This window comes from Streptomyces sp. NPDC056160 (assembly GCF_042268205.1).
Classification (GTDB): domain Bacteria; phylum Actinomycetota; class Actinomycetes; order Streptomycetales; family Streptomycetaceae; genus Streptomyces.
On the sequence record NZ_JBHJUW010000057.1, the window covers coordinates 27,617 to 49,670 of the forward strand.

At 72.6% G+C, this 22,054-nt stretch carries 20 protein-coding genes and 1 pseudogene; 11 read left to right on the top strand and 10 right to left on the bottom strand.

The genetic code is table 11. The features are described 5' to 3' along the window. Nucleotides 1-21: 21 nt before the first annotated feature. The 7 genes from cysC (at nucleotide 22) to ACFC02_RS21975 (ending at nucleotide 6,660) form a co-directional block, all read left to right on the top strand. Nucleotides 22-558: an adenylyl-sulfate kinase gene (cysC, locus tag ACFC02_RS21945; protein WP_376359801.1), complete on the top strand. Its 537-nt coding sequence runs from the start codon at nucleotides 22-24 to the stop codon at nucleotides 556-558. After that, complete coding sequence (cysD, locus tag ACFC02_RS21950) at nucleotides 555-1,493, top strand: sulfate adenylyltransferase subunit CysD (RefSeq protein ID WP_376359750.1); 939 nt, start codon at nucleotides 555-557, stop codon at nucleotides 1,491-1,493. Before cysC ends, cysD begins: the two co-directional genes overlap by 4 nt. A gap of 2 nt (nucleotides 1,494-1,495) precedes the next feature. Beyond that, a complete protein-coding gene (locus ACFC02_RS21955) occupies nucleotides 1,496-2,851 on the top strand; it encodes a sulfate adenylyltransferase subunit 1 (RefSeq protein WP_376359753.1) in 1,356 nt (451 codons plus the stop codon). A gap of 226 nt (nucleotides 2,852-3,077) precedes the next feature. Continuing rightward, nucleotides 3,078-4,190, top strand: a complete 1,113-nt coding sequence (locus tag ACFC02_RS21960) for an aliphatic sulfonate ABC transporter substrate-binding protein (protein ID WP_376359756.1) — start codon at nucleotides 3,078-3,080, stop codon at nucleotides 4,188-4,190. 42 nt (nucleotides 4,191-4,232) lie between these two features. Further along, nucleotides 4,233-5,015, top strand: coding sequence for an ABC transporter ATP-binding protein (locus ACFC02_RS21965; protein ID WP_376359759.1), 783 nt, complete (start codon nucleotides 4,233-4,235; stop codon nucleotides 5,013-5,015). Next, the gene (locus ACFC02_RS21970; protein ID WP_376359762.1) at nucleotides 5,002-5,913 is read left to right on the top strand and encodes an ABC transporter permease; all 912 of its coding nucleotides are present in this window, start codon (nucleotides 5,002-5,004) and stop codon (nucleotides 5,911-5,913) included. The genes ACFC02_RS21965 and ACFC02_RS21970 overlap by 14 nt, the downstream gene beginning before the upstream one ends. Nucleotides 5,914-5,919: 6 nt before the next feature. After that, the gene (locus ACFC02_RS21975; protein ID WP_376359765.1) at nucleotides 5,920-6,660 is read left to right on the top strand and encodes a sirohydrochlorin chelatase; all 741 of its coding nucleotides are present in this window, start codon (nucleotides 5,920-5,922) and stop codon (nucleotides 6,658-6,660) included. Between the two features lie 33 nt (nucleotides 6,661-6,693). On the opposite strand, the gene ACFC02_RS21980 is transcribed toward ACFC02_RS21975, so the two are convergent. Then, nucleotides 6,694-7,341, bottom strand: coding sequence for a DsbA family protein (locus tag ACFC02_RS21980; RefSeq protein WP_376359768.1), 648 nt, complete (start codon nucleotides 7,339-7,341; stop codon nucleotides 6,694-6,696). Nucleotides 7,342-7,384: 43 nt separating this feature from the next. After that, entirely contained in the window at nucleotides 7,385-8,404 is a 1,020-nt protein-coding gene (locus ACFC02_RS21985) for a ketopantoate reductase family protein (RefSeq protein ID WP_376359771.1), read from the bottom strand. 81 nt (nucleotides 8,405-8,485) lie between these two features. Between ACFC02_RS21985 and ACFC02_RS21990 the strand changes: the two genes are divergently transcribed. Both ACFC02_RS21990 and ACFC02_RS21995 read left to right on the top strand, forming a co-directional pair. Continuing rightward, nucleotides 8,486-9,328: an aldo/keto reductase gene (locus tag ACFC02_RS21990; protein ID WP_376359773.1), complete on the top strand. Its 843-nt coding sequence runs from the start codon at nucleotides 8,486-8,488 to the stop codon at nucleotides 9,326-9,328. Nucleotides 9,329-9,379: 51 nt separating this feature from the next. Further along, nucleotides 9,380-10,357: a transglutaminase domain-containing protein gene (locus tag ACFC02_RS21995; protein WP_376359776.1), complete on the top strand. Its 978-nt coding sequence runs from the start codon at nucleotides 9,380-9,382 to the stop codon at nucleotides 10,355-10,357. Here the strand turns inward: ACFC02_RS21995 and ACFC02_RS22000 are convergent. The 5 genes and pseudogenes from ACFC02_RS22000 to ACFC02_RS22020 all read right to left on the bottom strand — a co-directional run bounded on the left by ACFC02_RS22000 (nucleotide 10,329) and on the right by ACFC02_RS22020 (nucleotide 15,269). Beyond that, nucleotides 10,329-10,874, bottom strand: a complete 546-nt coding sequence (locus ACFC02_RS22000; protein ID WP_376359779.1) for a DUF1697 domain-containing protein — start codon at nucleotides 10,872-10,874, stop codon at nucleotides 10,329-10,331. The genes ACFC02_RS21995 and ACFC02_RS22000 overlap by 29 nt on opposite strands. Before the next feature lie 83 nt (nucleotides 10,875-10,957). Continuing rightward, nucleotides 10,958-12,221, bottom strand: a pseudogene (mgt, locus tag ACFC02_RS22005) (macrolide-inactivating glycosyltransferase). Further along, complete coding sequence (locus tag ACFC02_RS22010; RefSeq protein WP_376359782.1) at nucleotides 12,218-13,504, bottom strand: ABC transporter substrate-binding protein; 1,287 nt, start codon at nucleotides 13,502-13,504, stop codon at nucleotides 12,218-12,220. Before ACFC02_RS22010 ends, mgt begins: the two are co-directional and overlap by 4 nt. Beyond that, the gene (locus ACFC02_RS22015) at nucleotides 13,504-14,337 is read right to left on the bottom strand and encodes a carbohydrate ABC transporter permease (protein WP_376359784.1); all 834 of its coding nucleotides are present in this window, start codon (nucleotides 14,335-14,337) and stop codon (nucleotides 13,504-13,506) included. Before ACFC02_RS22015 ends, ACFC02_RS22010 begins: the two co-directional genes overlap by 1 nt. Continuing rightward, nucleotides 14,334-15,269 (bottom strand): carbohydrate ABC transporter permease, encoded by a 936-nt coding sequence (locus tag ACFC02_RS22020; RefSeq protein WP_376359787.1) that lies wholly within the window; start codon nucleotides 15,267-15,269, stop codon nucleotides 14,334-14,336. Before ACFC02_RS22020 ends, ACFC02_RS22015 begins: the two co-directional genes overlap by 4 nt. Nucleotides 15,270-15,419: 150 nt before the next feature. Here ACFC02_RS22020 and ACFC02_RS22025 point away from each other — a divergent pair, with 150 nt between their 5' ends. Next, on the top strand, nucleotides 15,420-16,280 hold the full coding sequence (locus tag ACFC02_RS22025) for a phosphotransferase enzyme family protein (RefSeq protein ID WP_376359790.1): 861 nt from the start codon (nucleotides 15,420-15,422) through the stop codon (nucleotides 16,278-16,280). Nucleotides 16,281-16,355: 75 nt separating this feature from the next. Here the strand turns inward: ACFC02_RS22025 and ACFC02_RS22030 are convergent, their stop codons facing one another. Next, entirely contained in the window at nucleotides 16,356-17,078 is a 723-nt protein-coding gene (locus ACFC02_RS22030) for a 3'-5' exonuclease (protein ID WP_376359793.1), read from the bottom strand. 124 nt (nucleotides 17,079-17,202) lie between these two features. Continuing rightward, nucleotides 17,203-18,471: an SAV2148 family HEPN domain-containing protein gene (locus ACFC02_RS22035; RefSeq protein WP_376359804.1), complete on the bottom strand. Its 1,269-nt coding sequence runs from the start codon at nucleotides 18,469-18,471 to the stop codon at nucleotides 17,203-17,205. 540 nt (nucleotides 18,472-19,011) lie between these two features. On the opposite strand from ACFC02_RS22035, the gene glgX reads away from it, so the two are divergent. Next, entirely contained in the window at nucleotides 19,012-21,129 is a 2,118-nt protein-coding gene (glgX, locus tag ACFC02_RS22040) for a glycogen debranching protein GlgX (RefSeq protein ID WP_376359796.1), read from the top strand. A 49-nt stretch (nucleotides 21,130-21,178) separates the two neighbouring features. Here glgX and ACFC02_RS22045 read toward each other — a convergent pair. After that, on the bottom strand, nucleotides 21,179-22,054 hold an 876-nt coding region (locus ACFC02_RS22045), incomplete at its 5' end, for an MFS transporter (protein WP_376359799.1).

Consider the following 22,054-nt stretch of genomic DNA (forward strand, 5'->3'; position numbering starts at 1 on the left):
ACAGACATACAGGAGAACCACGTGACGACCGGAGCCACCGTCTGGCTCACGGGTCTGCCGAGCGCCGGCAAGACCACCATCGCGCACGAGCTGGCGGGCCGGCTCCGCGAGGAGGGCCACCGCGTCGAGGTGCTCGACGGCGACGAGATCCGCGAGTTCATCTCGGCGGGCCTCGGCTTCAGCCGCGAGGACCGGCACACCAACGTGCAGCGGATCGGCTTCGTCGCCGAACTGCTCGCCCGCAACGGCGTCCTCGCGCTGGTCCCGGTGATCGCGCCGTACGCGGACAGCCGGGAGGCGGTCCGCAAGCGGCACGAGGAGAACGGCACGGCGTACGTCGAGGTGCACGTCGCCACCCCGGTCGAGGTGTGCTCGGTGCGCGACGTGAAGGGCCTGTACGCCAAGCAGGCCGCGGGCGAACTGACCGGCCTGACGGGCGTCGACGACCCGTACGAGGAGCCCGCGACGCCGGATCTGCGGATCGAGTCGCAGCACCAGAGCGTGCAGGAGTCCGCGGCGTCGGTGTACGCGCTGCTCAGCGAAAGGGGACTGGCATGACGACGACCGTCGCCGAGGTCGGGGAGGGCACGGCGGGACCGTACGCCCTGACGCACCTGGACGCGCTGGAGTCCGAGGCGGTGCACATCTTCCGCGAGGTGGCGGGCGAGTTCGAGAACCCGGTGATCCTCTTCTCCGGGGGCAAGGACTCGATCCTGATGCTGCACCTGGCGCTGAAGGCGTTCGCGCCCGCGCCGGTGCCGTTCGCCCTGCTGCACGTGGACACCGGGCACAACTTCCCCGAGGTGCTGCAGTACCGGGACCGGACGGTGGACAAGCACGGGCTGCGCCTGCACGTCGCCTCCGTGCAGGACTACATCGACCGGGGCGTCCTCAAGGAGCGCGCGGACGGCACCCGCAATCCGCTGCAGACGCTGCCGCTGACGGAGAAGATCCAGGCGGAGAAGTTCGACGCGGTCTTCGGCGGCGGGCGCCGCGACGAGGAGAAGGCCCGCGCCAAGGAGCGGGTGTTCTCGCTGCGCGACGAGTTCTCCCAGTGGGACCCGCGCCGCCAGCGCCCCGAGCTGTGGAACCTGTACAACGGCCGGCACGCGCCCGGCGAGCACGTCCGCGTCTTCCCGCTGTCCAACTGGACCGAGCTGGACGTGTGGCAGTACATCGCCCGGGAGGGCATCGAGCTGCCGGCGATCTACTTCGCGCACGAGCGTGAGGTCTTCGCGCGGGCCGGCATGTGGCTGACCGCGGGCGAGTGGGGCGGCCCCCGCGAGGGCGAGACCGTGGAGAAGCGGCAGGTCCGCTACCGCACGGTCGGGGACATGTCCTGCACCGGGGCGGTCGACTCCGACGCCGACACCATCGAGAAGGTGATCACGGAGATCGCCGCCTCCCGCCTCACCGAGCGCGGTGCCACCCGCGCCGACGACAAGCTCTCCGAGGCCGCGATGGAAGACCGCAAGCGCGAGGGGTACTTCTAACCATGACCAGCACCACCGAACCCACCGAGCCGCTGTCGGTCGAGCAGCTGTCGGAGACGACCCTGCTGCGGTTCGCCACCGCCGGGTCCGTCGACGACGGCAAGTCCACCCTCGTCGGCCGGCTGCTGCACGACTCCAAGTCGGTCCTCACCGACCAGCTGGAGGCCGTGGAGCGCGCCTCGGCCGGCCGCGGTCAGGACGCCCCGGACCTGGCGCTGCTCACCGACGGCCTGCGGGCCGAGCGCGAGCAGGGCATCACCATCGACGTGGCCTACCGCTACTTCGCGACCGCGCGCCGCCGGTTCATCCTCGCCGACACCCCCGGCCACGTGCAGTACACGCGGAACATGGTCACCGGCGCCTCCACCGCCGAGCTGACGGTGATCCTGGTCGACGCCCGCAACGGCGTCGTGGAGCAGACCCGCCGGCACGCCGCGATCGCCGCGCTGCTGCGGGTGCCGCACGTGGTCCTCGCCGTCAACAAGATGGACCTGGTCGGCTACCGGGAGCCGGTGTTCGCGGCGATCGCCGAGGAGTTCACGGCGTACGCCACCGAGCTGGGCGTCCCGGAGGTCACCGCGATCCCGATCTCGGCGCTCGCCGGTGACAACGTGGTGGAACCGTCCTCGGTGATGGACTGGTACGGCGGCCCGACCGTCCTGGAGCACCTGGAGACGGTCCCGGTCAGCCACGACCTGGCGCACTGCCACGCGCGGCTGCCCGTGCAGTACGTGATCCGTCCGCGCACCGCCGAGCACCCGGATTACCGCGGGTACGCCGGTCAGATCGCGGCGGGTTCCTTCCGCGTCGGGGAGGAGGTCACCGTGCTGCCCTCCGGCCGCACCTCGCGGATCTCCGGCATCGACCTGCTCGGCGTGCCGGTCGACGCGGCCTGGACGACCCAGTCGGTCACCGTGCTGCTGGAGGACGACATCGACGTCTCGCGCGGCGACCTGATCGTGCCGAGCGCGGACGCGCCGGCGACCACCCAGGACGTGGAGGCGACCGTCTGCCACGTCGCCGACGCCCCGCTGACGGTCGGCCACCGGGTGCTGCTCAAGCACGGCACCCGCACGGTCAAGGCGATCGTCAAGGACATCCCGTCCCGGCTCACCCTGGACGACCTGTCCCTGCACCCGCACCCGGGGCAGCTCGTCGCCAACGACATCGGCCGGGTGAAGATCCGCACCGCGGAGCCGCTGCCGGCCGACTCGTACGCCGACTCGCGCCGTACCGGCTCGTTCATCCTCATCGACCCCTCCGACGGCACCACGCTGACCGCGGGCATGGTCGGCGAGTCGTTCGCCGCGCCGGACCCGGTCAAGGGTGACGCCGACGAGGACGGCTGGGACTTCTGACCATGAACTCCTGCGATTTCTACTCGATGTTCGCCAAGGAGGGCGGCCGGGTCGGCAGCGGTGCCCTCGGCAGCGGACAGGGCGGGGTGGCCCGATGTGTGCGCTGACGTACGCGCACCGCATGCGCGCCCTCACCCCCCGCCTGCGCAGTAGACGAAGACCTGCCGACCTCCCGGCCACGACCTGAGAGACCGTGACCGCCGGGCCAACGAGAGGAACACCTCCCGTGCCTGCCATCCGCTCCACCGCCCTGCGCCGCGGCCTCGCCGTGGCCGCCGCGCTTCCCCTGCTCACGCTCGCCGCCTGCGGCTACGGATCGAACGCCAAGGACGACTCCGCCGACCAGAAGATAGCCGCCGGCGCCCAGAAGACCGACGGCCTCGACTCCGTCAAGATCGGCTACTTCGGCAACGTCACCCACGCCACCGCCCTGGTGGGCGTGCAGAAGGGCTTCTTCCAGAAGTCCCTGGGGGCGACCAAGGCCAAGTACCAGGTCTTCAACGCCGGGCCGTCCGAGATCGAGGCCCTGAACTCCGGCTCCATCGACATCGGCTGGATCGGCCCGTCCCCGGCGATCAACGGATACACCAAGTCGGACGGCAAGAACCTGCGGATCATCGCCGGTTCGGCGTCCGGCGGGGTCAAGCTCGTGGTGAACCCGGCGAAGATCAAGTCGCTGAAGGACGTCAAGGGCAAGAAGATCGCCACGCCCCAGCTGGGCAACACCCAGGACGTGGCGTTCCTCAACTGGATCGCCGAGCAGGGCTGGAAGGTCGACGCGCAGAGCGGCAAGGGCGACGTGTCGGTGGTCCGCACCGACAACAAGGTCACCCCGGACGCCTACAAGTCGGGTTCCGTCGACGGCGCCTGGGTGCCGGAGCCGACCGCGTCCAAGCTGGTCGCCGAGGGTGCCAAGGTGCTGCTCGACGAGTCCGCGCTGTGGCCGGACAAGAAGTTCGTCATCACCAACGTCATCGTCTCGCAGAAGTTCCTCAAGGCCCACCCCAAGGCGGTCGAGGCCGTCCTGAAGGCGTCCGTCGAGACAAACAAGTGGATCAACGCCAACCCGGACCAGGCGAAGGAGGCCGCCAACAGGCAACTGGCGGTCGACTCCGGCAAGGCCCTGCCGGCCGACGTGCTCGACCCGGCGTGGAAGTCCATCAGGATCACCGACGACCCGCTGGCCGCGACCCTGAACACCGAGGCCGGGCACGCCGTCAAGGCCGGCCTGCTCCAGCAGCCGAAGCTGGACGGCATCTACGACCTCTCCCTCCTGAACAAGGTCCTGAAGGCGGAGGGCAGGCCCACTGTCAGCGACGCCGGTCTCGGCGCCCGGTAGAGCCTCAGACCCTGAACGAAGAGTTCCCAGGAGGTGACGACCATGGCCACGACCACCCTCGCCAAGGCCCCCGAGGCCGTCGAGCACGCGGCACGCCTTGAGAACGTCTCGAAGTCCTTCGCGGCTCCGGGCGGGCAGCAACTCGTCCTGGACGACATCACCCTCGATGTCGCTCCGGGCGAGTTCGTCACCCTCCTGGGGGCCTCGGGGTGCGGCAAGTCCACGCTGCTGAACCTGGTGGCGGGCCTTGACCGCCCGAGCGCCGGCGCCATCACCACGGACGGCCGCCCCGCGCTGATGTTCCAGGAGCACGCGCTGTTCCCGTGGCTGACGGCGGGCAAGAACATCGAACTCGCCCTGCGGCTGCGGGGCGTGCCGAAGCAGGACCGCCGCGGCAGGGCCGAGGAACTGCTCGAACTGGTCCGGCTGAAGGGCGCGTACGGCAAGCGCGTGCACGAACTGTCGGGCGGCATGCGCCAGCGCGTGGCGATGGCCCGCGCGCTCGCACAGGAGAGCAACCTGCTGCTGATGGACGAGCCGTTCGCGGCGCTGGACGCCATCACCCGCGACGTCCTGCACGACGAGCTGACCCGGATCTGGCAGGAGACCGGTGTCTCGGTCCTGTTCGTGACGCACAACGTGCGCGAGGCGGTACGGCTCGCGCAGCGCGTGGTGCTGCTGTCCTCGCGGCCGGGGCGGGTGGCCCGTCAGTGGACCGTGGACATCCCGCAGCCGCGTCGCATCGAGGACGCGCCCGTCGCGGAACTGTCCCTGGAGATCACCGAAGTACTGCGTGGGGAGATCCGCCGCCATGGCCAGCACTGAGACGACGTCGGCGCAGGACGCCGAAGCCGGCGGCCGGGACGCGGGCCTGGGGGGCGTGGAGGCGGGACTCGACGCGCTGGAGGTCACCCAGAGCGGCCGTACGCCCTTCCGGAAGACCTTCGTCGACAAGATCCTGCCGCCGGTGACGGCCGCCGTGGTGGTCCTGCTGCTGTGGCAGGCGCTGATCACCTTCCACGTGGTGGACGACCCGACGAAGCTGCCCTCGCCCGCCGACGTGGGCCGCGAGTTCAAGGACGCCTGGCTCCAGGGCACGCTCTTCGGCTTCATCTGGACGTCCGTCTCGCGCGGCCTGCTGGGCTTCCTGTTCGCGCTGGCCATCGGCACCCCGCTGGGCCTGCTGGTGGCCCGGGTGAAGTTCGTGCGGGCCGCCATCGGACCGGTGCTGTCGGGGCTCCAGTCGCTGCCGTCGGTGGCGTGGGTGCCGCCCGCGGTGATCTGGCTGGGCCTGGACAACTCGATGATGTACGCGGTGATCCTGCTCGGCGCGGTGCCGTCCATCGCCAACGGCCTGGTCTCCGGCATCGACCAGGTGCCGCCGCTGTTCCTGCGGGCGGGCCGCACGATGGGCGCGACGGGCGTGCGCGGGGCCTGGCACATCGTGCTGCCGGCCGCGCTGCCCGGCTACCTCGCCGGTCTGAAGCAGGGCTGGGCCTTCTCCTGGCGCTCGCTGATGGCCGCGGAGATCATCGCCTCCTCGCCCGACCTGGGCATCGGCCTGGGCGCGCTGCTGGAGAACGGCCGCAACGCCAGCTCGATGTCCATGGTGTTCCAGGCCATCGTCCTCATCCTGTTCGTCGGCATCGCCATCGACCTGCTGATCTTCAGTCCGCTGGAGCGGTGGGTGCTGCGCAGCCGCGGCCTCTTCGTGAAGAGCTGAACGCCCGTGTCCCAGCAGCCCGTCCTCCTGGTCGTCGCGCACGGCAGCCGCGATCCGCGGCATGCCGCGACCGTGCACGCCCTGGTGCGGCGGGTGCGGGCCGTGCGTCCGCAGCTGCGGGTGGAGACCGGCTTCCTGGACTTCGACGTGCCGTCCGTGCCGGGCGTGCTGGAGACCCTGGCCGCCGACGGGGTCCGGGACGTGGTGGCGCTGCCGCTGCTGCTGACCCGCGCCTTCCACGCCAAGACGGACATCCCGGCGGTGCTGCGCCAGGCACCGCCGGGGCTGCGGATCCGGCAGGCCGACGTGCTGGGGCCCTCGCCGCTGCTGACGGCGGCCCTGGAACGCCGGCTGCACGAGGCGGGACTGACTCCCGCCGACAAGTCCTCGACCGGGGTCGTCCTGGCCTCGGCGGGGTCCTCCGACCCGGAGGCGATCGCAGTGATCGCCGACATCGCGCGGGAGTGGTGGCGTACCGGTTGGTGCGCCGTGCGGCCTGCGTTCGCCTCCGCATCCCTTCCCCGCACCGAGGACGCGGTGCGGGAACTGCGGGAGCTGGGCTGTGCGCGGGTGGCGGTCGCACCGTACGTCCTGGCTCCTGGCTTCCTGCCGGACCGCATCGCCCGCGGCGCGGCCGGGGCGGACGTGCTCGCCGATGTGCTCGGCCCGGCGCCCGAGGTCGCGAGGGTGCTGCTCGAACGGTACGAGGCGGCACGGCTGCCACTGGCCGCGGCCCTCGGCGCCTGACGCGGGTGCGGGCCGGGGCGGCCCGGGCTCCGTTCAGTCGAAGCGCAGCGTTCCCGTGCGGGTGCGCTTGAGTTCGAAGAAGTCCGGATGTCCGGCCAGGACCCGGAAGCTGTCGAAGAGCCTGGCCGCCTCGGCGCCCCGGGGAACCGCCCGCAGGACGGGTCCGAACCACACCGTTTTGTCGACGTGGATCGTCGGCGTCCCCACGTACCCGCCCGACTCCGCTTCGGCGCCGGCCTCGTGACTGCGGCGCACGGCGTCGTCGTACGCCGGGTCGTGGGCCGCGCCCGCCAGGTCGGCGAAGAGCCCGAGTTCGGCGAGGGCGCCGGTGACGACCGCGTCGAAGTCCGTCTCCTCGCGCTCGTGGATGCGGGTGCCGAAGGCGGTGTACAGGTCGCGCAGCACCTTCTCGTCGCCGTACCGCTCGGCGGCGGCCACGGCCACGCGCACCAGGCCGATCGACTTGTCGACCAGTTCGCGGTACCAGTCGGGCAGTTCGTTGCCCGTGTTGTGCAGGAACAGGCTCATCACGTGGAACCGGAGGTCGAGCGGGCGTTCGCGCTCGACCTCCAGCAGCCAGCGTGAGGTGATCCAGGCGAAGGGGCAGGCGGGGTCGAAGTAGAAGTCGACCCGGGTGGGGGCCGCGGTGTCCGGATCGGTATGTGTACGGGTACTGGTCATGCCCTGGACGCTAGTGGCCCATCGGCGCACGATCACGGCCCAATCAGCGGCTGTTTTCCTGCTCCACCTCGTCGGCCAGCCGGACCAGTTCCGCCACCGGCAGCGACCCGGCGGCCCGGCCCTGTCGGGCGAAGGAGTTGGCGAGGCGTTGCAGCAGTTCGTTCAGCGGTGCGGGTACGCCGTGCAGCCGCCCCAGGAGCACGATCTCGCCGTTGAGGTGGTCGGCCTCGATGGTGCCGGTGCCGCGTGTGAGGGACTGCCACGAGGAGCCGCCGCCGCGCGGCGCGCCGGGCAGCGGAACCAGGGTGATCTTGTCGCCGCGCAGAGTGCTCTGCTCCTCCGCACTCGCGTACGCGATGCCCGCCGCCGCGAGCACGGCCTCGCCCTCGGCGCGCACCCTGGCGTACAGGGCCACGGCCTCCTCGCTCACCAGGGGGCCGCTGACGGCCTCCATCGCGTTGGCGAGGTTGCCGAGCAGCTTGGCGTACTGCCAGCGGCTCACGTCGGGCACGACCGGCGCCTCGAAGTGCGCCGACTCCAGGTCGGCGGCGATCCGCCGCAGGGTGTCGTCGGTGCCGTGCGGGTAGCGGCCCAGGTGCAGCATGCCGGTGAGCGGGGTGCCCGCGGCGGAGACGGCGCCCGGCTCGACGTGCGTGGCGGGCAGCCACACGCAGACGCCGTAGACCCGGCGGAAGCCGCGCAGCGCGAGCCGCTGCCCCTCCACCCCGTTCTGCGCGCACAGCAGCGGCAGCCGCTGTGCCGCCGTGCCGCCGCCCTCGACGGGCGCCGGCCCCCAGGCCGCGAGCGCCGCCTGGGTGTCCTGCGTCTTGACGGCCAGGACGAGCACGTCGTCGGCGCGCAGCGGGCCCAGCTCCGCGGGCCCCTCGACGGCGGGCAGGTCGAGCACCGCCTCGCCCTGCGGGACTCTCAGCCGCAGCCCGTGCGCGCGCAGCGCCGCGAGGTGCGCGCCGCGTGCCACCAGCACCACCTCGCGCCCGCTCTGCGCGAGCCGCCCCCCGACCGCACCGCCGACCGCCCCTGCCCCGATGATGACGTAGCGCATGGGAGCAGCCTCCCATGCGCCGCTCACGGCCCGTCGACAGCCCCCGCAGACCCGAAGCTCCCCCGAGACCCAGGAGTTCACGTGCAGCCCCGGCAGACCTTCACACTCGGCGGTGACCTGCCCGTACGCCGCCTCGGCTACGGCACCGCCCAGCTCACCGGCCCCGGCTACTGGGGCCCGCGCGGTGCCACCGAGGACGCGGTGGCGGTGCTGCGGCGGGCGGTGGAGCGCGGGGTGAGCCTGATCGACACCGCCGACAACTACGGTCCTCACCTCGCGGAGGAGTTGGTGGCCGAGGCGCTGCACCCCTACCCGGAGGGGGTGGTCGTCGCCACCAAGGGCGGGGTGGTGCGCACCGGGGACGACGCCTGGCACGTGGACGGGCGGCCGGCCTCGCTGCGGGCGATGTGCGAGGCGAGCCTGCGCCGGCTGCGGCGCGAGCGGATCGACCTGTACCAGCTGCACCGGCTGGATCCGGCCGTGCCGATGGCCGAACAGCTGGGCACGCTCGCGCAGTTGCGCACCGAGGGGAAGATCCGGCACATCGGCCTGGACACCGTCACCGCCGAACAGCTCTCGGCCGCGCTGGAGCTGACGGAGGTGGTTTCGGTGCAGAACCGCTACCACCTGCTCGACCGCGCCAGTGAGCCGCTGCTGCGGCTGTGCGAGGAGCGCGGTATCGCCTTCCTGCCGTGGTTCCCGCTGGGCAACGGCGAGTTGGCCGGGCACCCGGTGTGTGCCGCGATCGCCGCCGGGCACGGGGCGTCCCCGGCGCAGATCGCCCTGGCCTGGCTGCTGCACCACTCCCCCGTGCTCTGCCCGACGCCCGGCACGGGCACGCTCGCCCACCTGGAGGAGAACCTGGAGGCGGCCGAAGTGCTGCTGTCGCCCGACGAGCTGTCCAGGCTGGACGCCCTGGTGTGACGTGCCCCCCGCCTTGACCCTGCCCCAGGGTCAAGGCCGAGGGTCGCGTCCATGGACGACAAGGACGGCATGGGCGGCACGGACGGCATTGACGGCATTGACGGCACGGACAGCGTGGGCGGCACAGACGGCATTGACGGCACGGACGGCGTGGGCGGCCTGGACGACTGCCACCTGAGACAGACGCCGTACAGCGATCCGGGGGACCTCGACGTCAGCGGGCTGCCGCGCGATCCCGGCCTGCTCGCGGGAATCGTGCGGGACCTGGTCATCCACCGGGGCGAGGGCGAGCGCTTCGGCTACGCCATCCCCCAAGACCGGCTGCACCAGGACGCCGAGTCCCGGTACGTCCGCGAGATCCTGCGCCTGCTGCGCGAACGCGCCGGCACGCCGCTCACCGTGCGCCGGCCGCCCGGGACGCGGTTCGTGGGCACCTGCCGCGACTTCGCCCTGCTGCACTGCTCGCTGCTGCGGGCCACGGGGACGCCCGCCCGCGTCCGCTGCGGCTTCGCGACGTACTTCGAGGGCGGCGACCATGCCGACCACTGGGTCACCGAGTTCCGTACCCCGCAAGGGGATCGGCGGCTCGCCGACGCTCAGCTGCACCACACGTACGGCGGCCTGGACTTCGATCCGACCGACGTGCCGCGCGACCGCTTCCTCGTGGCCGCGGACGCCTGGCGGGCCTGCCGGACGGGGCGGGCCGACCCGCGGCGGTTCGGCGTGATCGGGCTGGAGGGGATCGCCGGACTGTGGTTCGTCGGCGCCGGCGTGCTGCGCGACCTGGCCGCGCTGAACGGCGTCGAGCTGCTGCCCTGGGACTCCTGGGGCCGCGAGATCTCGGACGACGCCTCGCTCACCGAGGACGACATCGCCCTGGTGGACCGGGTCGCCGCCGCCCGGACCGATGCGGAGCTGCGGCGGCTCTACAAGGAGGATCCGCGCCTGACCGTCCCGGAGGTGATCACCTCGTACACCACGCACACCGGCGTGCGGAAGGTCACCCTGCCGTCATCTCCACCAGCTTGAGGACCGTGTTCCAGTTCCGGGTCGTGGCGATCAGACCCTTGGGCGCGGGGCGCCTGGCCAGTTGCTCGGCGAGCCGGGAGCGGCCGAGTCCGTCCGGCGCGTACAGGTAGAGCGCCCGGTCGCCGAGGCGGAACTCCTCGGGCAGGTGGGCGGCCCGGTCGATCCGCGCGTAGCGGGCCGGGTCGGCGGGGGCCGACAGGTAGGTGACGTGGAGCTGCCGGGGCTCCAGGTCGGCGGCCGGGAAGGGGCAGGCGTCGGCGACGGCCCGCAGATAGGCGTGGTCGCGCACGATGACGTCCACGGTGAGGCCGAAGCGCTGCTCGATCGCGGCGGCGAGTTTTGCCGCGATCGACTCCTCGTCACCGTGCCCGGTGGTGAAGACGGCCTGGCCGCTCTGGAGGTAGGTGCGGACGTCGTCGTACCCGGTCTCCTGCATCAGCGCGCGCAGCGCGGCCATGGGGAGCTTCCTGTTGCCGCCCACGTTGATCCCGCGCAGCAGCGCCGCATACGTCGTCATCCGTCCACCTTAGAACGCCGGGCCGCCGTCCGGCCGGTCCGCCGTCCTGCCGGGCCACCGGGCGGGCGGCCGGACCGTCGCCGTCACGCCGTCCGGGCCGCCCTGGCCGCCGCCAGTTCCGCCTCGATCAGGTCGGCCGCGCGGCGCGTGCCGCCCTCCTGTGCCATCTCGGCCCGGATGTCCGTCAGCCGCCGTGCCACCTCTGGGTCGTCGACCAGGGCGAGGGCGGCGGTGCGCAGCGCCTCGGCGGTGGCCTCCTCGGTGTCCAGGCGCCGGGCGACGCCGAGCCCCTGGAGCATGTCCGCGTTGCCGAACTGGTCGACGGCCTGCGGGACGGCGATCATCGGCGTCGCGGTCGCGAGCCCCTCCTGGCTGCCGCCGGCCCCGGCGTGCGTGACGAACAGGTCGGCCTGCTGGAGGACGGCCAACTGCGGTACCCACGACCGTACTTCCACGTTCGTCGGCACGTCGCCCAGCTCGGCGGCGTCGACGTGCCGGCCGATCTGGAGCACCAGGTGCCAGCCGGGCAGGTCGCCGAACGCCTCGACGCACGCCCGGTAGAACGCCGGCCGCTTGGTGAAGGAGGACCCTAGCGAGACGAGGACGACCTTCTCGGCGCCGGCGGGCCGCTGCCAGTCGCCCTCGGCGGTGCGGTCGCCCTGGCAGGCGCCGACGAAGGTGTAGACCGTCTCGTCCACCCGGTCGGCGTTGGGCTGGAGCGCCTTCGGGATCAGCACCAGGGAGCGGGCCGGGTGACCGGCGAACACGTCGGGGTGGTCGGTGATCCCGTTCTCCTCCAGCCAGGCGCGGTAGCGGGCGTAGTAGGCCTGGCCGCGCTCGGTCTTCAGCGGCTCCTCCCACATCGGCTCGGCGATCTCCTGCTCGTACCCCTTCCAGGCGACCAGGTTCGGCGAGAGCGAGATGACGGGTACGCCCCAGCGGCGGCCGAGGACGCGGGCCTGGTAGGAGGTGATGTCGTGCAGGACGAGCTCGGGCTCGTCGCCCTCGTAGGCCTCGGTGAGCTGCGGGAGGGCCTGCATGGCGTCGGCGAGGAAGGGCTCGACGTTGTCGAGGAGCGTCGTCCCCCAGACCTCCGGGTCGGCGTCGGGTCCGGGCAGGGTGCTGTTCCACAGCTTGGGTTCGGCGCCGGTCTCGGCGACCTTCTCGGCGAACAGCGGCGGGATCGCGTACGTGACCCGGTGCCCCCGGGCGACCAGTTCGCGGATCACCTCCAGGCTGGGGTTGACGTGGCCGTGCAAGGCGGCGGAGAACATGGCGATGTGGGCGGGAGCGGTCATGCACCCGACCTCAGGCGAGACGAGACGTCTCGTACAACGCGTTTTTCAGCGCTGGTAGCGGGCCAGGACGAGGTTGCCGTCCTTCTCCAGGCGTTCCCGCAGTTCGTCGAGGCCGATCGCTCCGCTGTAGTACTCCTGGAACGCCGGGGTGGCCACCTTGTCCTTCCACTCGGGATACCCCCGCACGGACTGCGCGGGTGCGCTGCGCAGGCCGGCGGCGAGGGCCGTGCCGGTGGCCCAGCCGTACGCCGTCCGGTGCAGGGCGGGGGCCTGCAGCGCGCGGGTGCCGGTGGGCAGCATCCAGTCCCCGAGGGCCAGGCGCACCATGTTCTCCGGCTGGAGGAGGAAGTCGAGGAACGCGGCGGCCTCCTTCTTGTGGGGGCTGTCCTCGGCGATCGACAGGGTCTGCGGGCTGACTCCCTGGGCGAGTCCGTCGGCTCCGGCCGGGGCGGGCAGCACCTGCCAGGCGAAGCCCTTGGGCGCCTGCTGCCGGATCTGCTGCCGGTAGGAGAACCCGAGCGGCACCATCGCGTACTTGCCGGCGAAGAAGCCGGGCAGGGTGTCGGAGCCGCCGCTGCCCAGGGTGGAGGGGGAGGCGCTGTGGTCGGTGCCGACCTGCTCGCGCAGGGTGCGCGGCACCACCTGGTCGGCGGCCTCGAACCGGACGGTGACCCGGCCGTCGGGGCCGCGGTGGAACAGGCGCCCGCCGGCGGACAGCGACAGGTTCAGCGTGGCGGAGACGGGTTCCTTCAGCGGCCAGGCCACCCCGTGTCCGCCCCCGCCGCTCAGCCGCTTGCTCGCCTGCCGGAACTCGTCCCAGCTCCAGGGCCGGGCGGGCGTCGGAATCCGCACGCCCGACTCCTCCAGCAGCCGCGTGTTGGCGATCAGCACCCGCGGCTCCTGGAGGAACGGCACGCCGTAGATCCCGTGCCCGAAGGTGGTCGTCTCCCAACTGCGGTGCGGTATGTCGGACTTCAGCCGTGCGGGCAGCAGTCCGGTCAGGTCGGCGAGGTAGCCGCCGTAGGCGAAGTCGGCGAGGTCGTCGGAGGCGTCGTGGATGATGTCCGGCGCCTCACCGCCCTCGAAGGAGGTCAGCAACTGGTCGTGGACGCTGTCCCAGCTGCCCTGGACGTACTCGACCCGTACGTCGGGGTGGGCGGCATTCCACTCCCGCACCAGTTCCTTGTTGACCGCCACGGACTCCTGCTGCCAGGCCAGGGACTGGAAGCGCAGGGTGATCCGGCCGTGGCCACCGCCCCCTCCACCGCCCGCGCAGCCGGCGAGCACAACGGTGAGGACCAGGGCGAGGATCCAGGAGGGCCGGCCGCGCATCAGCTCTTCACCGCCCCGGCGAGCATGCCGCCCGTGATCCGCCGCTGGATGAGGGCGAAGACCAGCAGCGAGGGCAGTGTGGCCAGCAAGGCCGCCGCCGCGAGCGGGCCGAGGTCGGCGACGCCCTCGGCACCGATGAAGTGGGTGAGGACGACCGGCAGGGTCTGCTTCTCCGGTGTCTTGAGCAGGACCAGCGCGAAGAAGAACTCGTTCCACGCGGTGACGAACGCGAACAGGGCGGTCGCCACGATCCCCGGGGCGAGCAGCGGCGCCGTCACCGAGACCAGCGTCCGCAGCCGCCCGGCGCCGTCGACGGCCGCCGCCTCCTCCAGCTCGGCCGGCACGGCGCGGACGTACCCGGTGAGCATCCACAGCGCGAACGGCAGCGACCACACCACGTAGACCAGCACCAGCCCGGCGAGGGAGTCTATCAGCCTCAGATTCTTCAGCACCAGGAAGAGCGGGATGATCAGCAGCACGAAGGGGAAGGCCTGGCTGACCACGACCCATCCGGTGGCCGCCCTGGTGAGCCAGGAGCGGCGCCGGGCCATGACGAACGCCATCGGCGTGCCGATCAGCACGGCGATCACCGCGGCACCGAGCGCGGCCAGCAGGGAGTTGAGGGCGGCGTGCAGCAGCGGCTGTTCGTCGAAGGCCTGCCGGAAGTTGGCGAGGGTGGGGTGGCGGGGGACCCAGGTGGGGTGCAGGTCCGCCAGTTCGCGCGGCGGTTTGAACGCCGTGGACAGGAGCCAGAGCAGCGGGAAGGCCAGGAAGACGAGATAGGCGAGCAGCGCGGCGTACTGGCCCGCGCGGGCGCGGGGCGAGGTCCTCACCTGCGCTCACCTCCCCGGAGCCGGCCGGCGAGGAAGACGGCCAGCAGGATCGAGACGACGGCGACCAGGACGCAGCCCATCGCCGCCGCGTACCCGAACTGCCCGTAGCGGAAGGCCTCCTCGTAGGCGAAGAGCGTGGGCAGCCGGGTCCGGCCGCCGGGACCGCCGCCCGTCAGCACGTAGACCAGGGCGAAGGAGTTGAGGTTCCAGATGAGGTTGAGCGCGGTGATGGCGAGGGCGACCGGTCTGAGGGCGGGCCAGGTGACCGTGCGGAAGCGGCGCCAGGCCCCGGCGCCGTCGACCGCGGCGGCCTCGTGCAGTTCGCGCGGGGTGTTCTGCAGCCCGGCGAGCAGGGCGACGGTGGTCTGCGGCATCCCCGCCCACACTCCGGCGACGACGACGGCCGGCAGCGCGGTCGCGAGTGAGCCGAGCCAGTCGCGGCCGTCGCCGAGGCCGAGGTCGCGCAGGGTTTCGTTGAGGATGCCCGCGTCCGGGTTGTAGACGAGCCGCCACATGATGCCGACGACGACCTCGGGCATCGCCCAGGGGATGATGGCGAGCGCCCGGGCCAGCGGGCGCAGCCGCAGGTTCTGGTCGAGCAGCAGGGCGAGGCCGAGCGCGAGCAGGAACTGCGGCACCGTGACCCCGACGGCCCACACCAGGCCGGCGCGGAAGGACTCCCAGAACAGCGTGTCGTGCGCGAGGTCCTGGAAGTTGAGGGTGCCGGTCCACCGGGTGGGGTCCGTCCGCCCGGACTGGGCGTCGGTGAACGCGAGCAGGACGCCGTACAGCAGCGGACCGACGCTGAGCACCAGGACGGGGACGAGCGCGGGCAGCACCAGGAACCAGGCGCCGGGGTCGTGACCGCGCCGGGGCAGGCCCGGACCGGGCACGCGGCGCGCCGGCCTCCTCACCTCGGTCAGCGATGTCACGTCTCATCAACCCTCTGCGCGGCGGGGACGGGCCTGGTCATGGTCGTGAAGGCGCCGCTTCCCGTCAAGAGACCGCGCACACGCTCCCACCTGTGCGAATGCGAGACTGGCCGACGCACAGCGGGAAATCGGCGGACAGGGAGGCGGACGATGGACGAGGCACGGGCGCGCGAGGTGCTGGCGGGGACGGTGCCGGGGCCGACGGCGGCGGAGGCACGGCTGCTGGCGCTGGGTGAGAACGCCGTGTTCGCCGCCGGTGACCTGGTCGTCAAGGTGGGCCGCGACGCCGAACTCCTCGACCGCGCGCGCCGCGAACTGGACATCGCCGCCTGGCTGGCGCGCACCGGTGTGCCCGCGGTCCGGGCGGCGGAGCCCGAGGCGCTGCTCGTCGAGGGCCACCCGGTGACCGTGTGGCACCGGCTGCCCGATGCGGTACGCCCGGCCGAGCCGCGTGACCTCGCGGAACTGCTCCGTGCCGTCCATGCGCTGCCCTCCCCCTCCTTCCCGCTGCCGCCCCGCGAACTGCTGGGCGGCGTGGAACGCTGGCTGCGGCTGGCCGGTGACGCGATCGACCCGGCCGACGCGGCGTACCTGCGCGAGCGCCGCGACGGCTTCGCGACGGCCGCCGCCGCCCTCACCCCGCACCTGCCGCCGGGCCCGATCCACGGGGACGCGCTCCCCCGCAACGTGCACGTCGGCCCGGACGGGCCGGTCCTGGTCGACCTGGAGACCTTCTCCGCCGACCTGCGCGAGCACGACCTGGTGGTGATGGCCCTGTCCCGGGACCGCTACGGCCTGCCCGCCGAGGCCTACGACTCCTTCGTCTCCGTCTACGGCTGGGACGTACGGGACTGGGCGGGCTGCTCGGTGCTGCGCGGTGCCCGGGAGACGGCCAGCTGTGCCTGGGTCGCCCAGCACGCCCCGAGCAACCCCAAGGCGCTGGCCGAGTTCGAACGCCGGGTGGCGTCCCTGCGGGACGGCGACGAGACGGTGCGCTGGTACCCCTTCTGACCGGCCCTCCCCCCGCTCTGCGCCCGCTCTCCCCTCGCGCCGCTCCTCCCCGCGCGGGCGTTCGGCCGTCGGCCGTCAGACCGTCTCGTCCGCCGGCTGCCGCAGGGGCCACGTTCCGTCGACCGTCGCGGCCGTGTCGCCCTTGCGGCGCAGGAAACCCTGGAAGTCCGCCGCCCAGGCGGCATACCACTCGATCTGGCGGCGGTGCAGCTCCGCCGGACCGAGGGCAGCGACCTTGGGGTGGCGGCCGGCTATCGCGCCGGCCAGCCGGGCCGCCGCGAGCGCGTCGGCCGCGGCGTCGTGGGCGGAGTCGAGGACGACGCCGTACTCCGTGCAGACCGCCTGGAGGGTGCGCTTGCCGCGCCGGTAGCGCTCGACCGCGCGGTCGATGGTGTACGGGTCGACGACCGGGCCGGGTTCGGCGCCGCCCAGGCGCTCGCTCAGCGACGGCAGCCCGTACCTGCGCAGTTCGGCGGAGAGCAGGGTCAGGTCGAAGGCCGCGTTGTAGGCGACGACCGGTACGCCCGTCTTCCAGTATCCGGTCAGCACGTCGGCGATGGCGTCCGCGACCCGGTCGGCGGGGTGGCCCTCGGCGGCGGCCCGCTCGTTGCTGATCCCGTGCACGGCGACCGCGTCCGCCGGGATCGGGACGCCGGGATCGGCCAGCCACTCCCGGCGTCCCAGCGGCTCGCCCGCCCTGACCTCGATCACGGCTCCCGTGACGATGCGCGCCTCGTGCGGATCGGTCCCGGTCGTCTCCAGGTCGAACCCGATCAGCAGCTCCTGGTGCCAGCCCATGGCGGCCCCCCTTCTCGGTGGTGCTTCCCCCAGTGGTCCCCACCTTCGCATGCGCCACTGACAATCCGAGGGCCGCGTTCCGCTTTCGCGGGCGGCTTCGGGCGTTCCTGTTGTCTCAGGCGGGTCAGGACACCGGACGCGAATCCGCCCACATCATCTCGAACTCCTCGCGATAGGCGGAGAAGAGTCCCCCTTCGTCCACCTCATCCGACTTGACCACCTTGCTCCCGTTGCGCAGGACGAGCACCGGCGCCTCCATGCCCCGGCTGCGCCTCAGGTGGGACTGGACGACCGCGATGCCGTCGGATCCGTCGCCGTCCACCAGATAGGCGGTCAGGCGCGGCGTCTCGTCGTAGACCTGGATCTCGAAGGCGTCCGGGTCGCGCAGCCGGGAGCGGACCCGCCGCATGTGCAGGATGCTCATCTCCACCGACCGGCTCAGCTCGCCGCGCTTGAGCCCGAGTTCCCGCTCGCGCCGCTTGACCGCGCTGGAGGCGGGGTTGAGGAACAGCAGCCGCACCCGGCAGCCGGACTCGGCCAGGCGTACCAGGCGGCGGCCGGAGAAGTTCTGCACCAGCAGGTTCAGGCCGATGCCGATGGCGTCCAGGCGGCGGGCGCCGCCGAAGATGTCCTCGGCCGGGAACTGGCGCAGCAGCCGCACCCGGTCCGGGTGCACGGCGACCACGTCCGCGTACCGGTCGCCGACCAGGTCCTCGACCGCGTCGACCGGCAGCCGCCGCGCGGAGGGCACGTCCCCGCCGGTGCCGAGGATCTCCAGGAGGCGTGCGGAGGCCCGCTCGGCCTGGTTGAGCACGGCCTCCGACAGGGCCCGGTTGCGTGAGACGACGTTCCGGGTCACCTCCAGCTCGTCGAGGGCGAGTTCGACGTCGCGGCGCTCGTCGAGGTAGGGCTCGAAGCAGGGCCAGTGCTGCACCATCAGCTCGCGCAGCTGGGGCAGGGTGAGGAAGCTGACGACATTGTCGTCGGCCGGGTCGAGCAGGTAACCCTTGCGGCGGCTGACCTCGCGGACGGCGACCGCGCGCTGCACCCACTCCTGTCCGGCGGGTCCGGCGGCGGCGACCACCCAGTCGTCGCCGTGGACGGGTTCGTAGACGGGCCGCAGCACCGCCGAGACGACGGCGCGCAGCCGCTGTTCGACGAGGTTCAGCCAGATGTAGGCCCGGCCGGCCCGCTGGGCGCGGGTGCGCACCTCGCGCCAGGCGTCGGCGTCCCAGTCCAGCTCCGGGCCGATGGCACCCGCGTCCATCGGCCGGGCCAGGGACACCGCGCCGGGCGGGACGTCTGCGGAGTTCCCCTCGTGACCCTCGTCACCAGGGGGAAGCTCCAGGCCTCCCGAGCCCACCCGTGCACCGCCTTCCGCTCCCCCGAGCATCCCCATCCCAACGATCAAGGAAGGGTACTCCGGGAGCGGTGCGCGGTGCAGCCGGATGGACAGCTCCTTTCCCAACTTCCCCCGGTCCCTCTCGCGTTCCGCCCGGACCGGTCCGCACAGTGAGCGAGATCATGGCGCGTCGACGCCCCAGCGGCGGGCGCCGCCGGCCCTTCGGGCGCGAGGCGCGGTCTCTCGGGCGCGAGGCGCGGGCACGTCGCGTCGGGCCACGGTCACTCCGCACCCGCGCCGCGCACACTTCACCACCGGACCGCGCACTTTCCGTACCCGCGCCGCGGAAGCTTCACCACCGGAACGCGCACATTCCGCACCCGCGCCGCGGAAGCTTCAGGACCGGCCCGAGGAGATTCCACGGCCGGCCGGCGAGACCCCGCCTACGGGCCGGGCCCCATTCGAACGCCTTCGGACAGGACCCGGCGGACGACGCACCCACGCCGAAGTCGTACGTGGCGACCTCACTTTCGGGGACACTCGGGGCCAGGGCGCCACCCCCGGCGCCGTACACCTGAGAGAGTCGTGTCCATGCAGGTCTGGCCTGGAGAGGCGTATCCGCTCGGCGCCACGTACGACGGCGCCGGCACCAACTTCGCGGTCTTCACGGAGGCCGCGGACCGAGTAGAGCTGTGTCTGCTGCACGACGACGGCTCGGAGACGGCGGTGGAACTGCGGGAGAGCGACGCGTTCGTCCGGCACGCCTACGTGCCCGGTGTCATGCCGGGGCAGCGGTACGGGTTCCGTGCGCACGGCCCGTACGCCCCGGAGCGCGGGCTGCGCTGCAATTCCGCGAAGCTGCTCCTCGATCCGTACGCGCGTGCGATCAGCGGCTCCGTCCGGTGGGGCGAGGAGGTCTACGGCTACCACTTCGACGACCCCGGCCGGCGCAACGACCTCGACTCCGCCCCGCACACCATGACCTCGGTCGTGGTGAACCCGTACTTCGACTGGGGCGACGACCGGCCGCCCAGGCGCGGCTACCACGAGACGGTGATCTACGAGGCGCACGTCAAGGGCCTCACCATGCGCCACCCCGGTCTGCCCGAGGAACTGCGCGGCACCTACGCGGCCCTGGCCCACCCGGCGGTCATCGAACACCTGACCGAACTGGGGGTGACCGCCCTGGAGCTGATGCCCGTACACCAGTTCGTGAACGACCACCGTCTGGTGGACATGGGCCTGAACAACTACTGGGGCTACAACACGATCGGTTTCTTCGCCCCGCACAACGCCTACACCTCGTGGGGGGACCGCGGCCAGCAGGTCCTGGAGTTCAAGTCGGCGGTCAGGGCACTGCACGAGGCCGGGATCGAGGTCATCCTCGACGTGGTCTACAACCACACAGCCGAGGGCAACCACCTCGGCCCGACGCTGTCCTTCAAGGGCCTCGACAACCCGCAGTACTACCGGCTCGCGGACGACCCCCGCTACTACACGGACACCACCGGCACCGGGAACTCCCTGCTGATGCGGTCCCCGCACGTCCTCCAGCTGATCATGGACTCGCTGCGGTACTGGGTCACCGAGATGCACGTGGACGGCTTCCGCTTCGACCTGGCGGCAACGCTGGCACGGCAGTTCCACGAGGTGGACCGGCTGTCGTCGTTCTTCGACCTGGTGCAGCAGGACCCGGTGGTCTCCCAGGTGAAGCTGATCGCCGAACCGTGGGACGTCGGCGAGGGCGGCTACCAGGTGGGGAACTTCCCGCCGCTGTGGACGGAGTGGAACGGCAAGTGCCGCGACACCGTGCGGGACCTGTGGCGGGGCGAGCCGCGGACGCTCGCGGAGTTCGCCTCCCGGCTGACCGGCTCCTCCGACCTCTACCAGGACGACGGCCGCCGGCCGCTGGCCTCGATCAACTTCGTGACCTGCCACGACGGCTTCACCTTGCACGACCTGGTGTCCTACAACGACAAGCACAACGCGGCCAACGGCGAGGACAACCGGGACGGCGAGAGCCACAACCGCTCCTGGAACTGCGGCGCGGAGGGCCCCACGGACGATCCCGGCGTCCTGGAGCTGCGGGCGCGTCAGATGCGCAACTTCGTCTCCACCCTGATGCTGTCCCAGGGCGTGCCGATGATCAGTCACGGCGACGAGTTCGCCCGCACCCAGCGGGGCAACAACAACGCCTACTGCCAGGACAACGCGCTGGCCTGGGTGCACTGGCCGGAGCCGGGCGAGCACGGCAGCGACCTCCTGGAGTTCGTGCGGGCGATGGCCCGGCTGCGCAAGGAGCACCCGGTCTTCCGCCGGCGCCGCTTCTTCCACGGGCGGCCGGTGGAGGGCACCCACGACGAGCTGTCCGACATCGCCTGGTTCACCCCCGAGGGCAAGGAGATGACCCAGCAGGACTGGGACTCGGCGCGCGCCTCCGCGCTGACCGTGTTCCTCAACGGCAACGCGATCTCCGAACCCGGCCAGCGCGGGGAGCGGATCAGCGACGACTCCTTCCTGCTGCTGTTCAACGCCGCGCCGAAGGCCCTCGACTTCGTCGTCCCCATCGATCACGGACGCCAGTGGCAGGTGGTCGTGGACACCGCCCGCACCGCCCCGGTCCCGCCCGGCACCGGCCGCGGGGCGCAGGCCGGCGACCGGCTCACCCTCGAGGACCGCAGCATGGTCGTCCTGCAGCGCCCCGCCTAGGGCGTGTTTCGAAAGTCCCGCCGGTTCATGTTCGGGCCGGGCCGGCGCCTCAGCCGGCCGTGCCGGCGCGGTCGTCGGTGGGCACGCGCGCGTGCGGGGTGCTCGCGAGGTCCCCGGCGTCGGCCGCGGGGCGTGCCGTCAGGGCGAGCACGGCGGCCAGACCGGCGGCGGTGCTCGCCACGGCGAAGGCCGCGCCCGGACCGCGCGCATCGGCCAGCCGCCCGCAGACGGCGACGGCGAGCGCCTGCCCGGCGACGATCGCGCTCGTCGCGTACGCCATCGCCTCGGCGAGCCGGGACGCCGGCACCACCCGCTCGGTGAGCCCGAACACGGTGACCAGGTGCGGGGCGTACGCCACTCCGAGCACGGTCACCACGGCGTACAGGCCGGTCAGGGTGTGCGTGCCCAGCAGCGGCAGGGAGAGCGCGAAAGCCGCCGCCGTGGCCGCCCGCCAGCGGGCCCGCAGTCCGAAGCGGGCGGGGACGGCCGCCATGGAGAGCCCGGCGACCGCGCTCATCACACCCATGGCGGCGTACACGAGCCCGGCCTGGTCCTCCTGCCCCAGTTGCCCGGTGAGCGCCGTGATCCCCGCCTGGCAGGCGCCGAACATCGCCCCCTGGAGGGCGAGCGCGGCCCGCAGCGCGTGCACGGAACGGGGCATGCGGGGGCGGTGGACGCCCGCGCCGCGCACCGCACGCGCGCGCGTGGCGGGCGGATGCCCGACGACGGGCCCGGGGGCGCCCTCGGTGGCGGGACCGTGCGCGGTGGCGGAGCCGCCCTCCGTGGCGGGACCGTCCTCGGTGGCGGAGCCGTACGCGGAACCGGGGCCGTGCGCGGTGACCGGGCCGTGCGCGGTGGCGTCGGCGGGCGCGGTGGCCGGGCCGTGCGCGGTGGCCGGGCCGTGCGCGGTGGCCGGGCCGTGCGC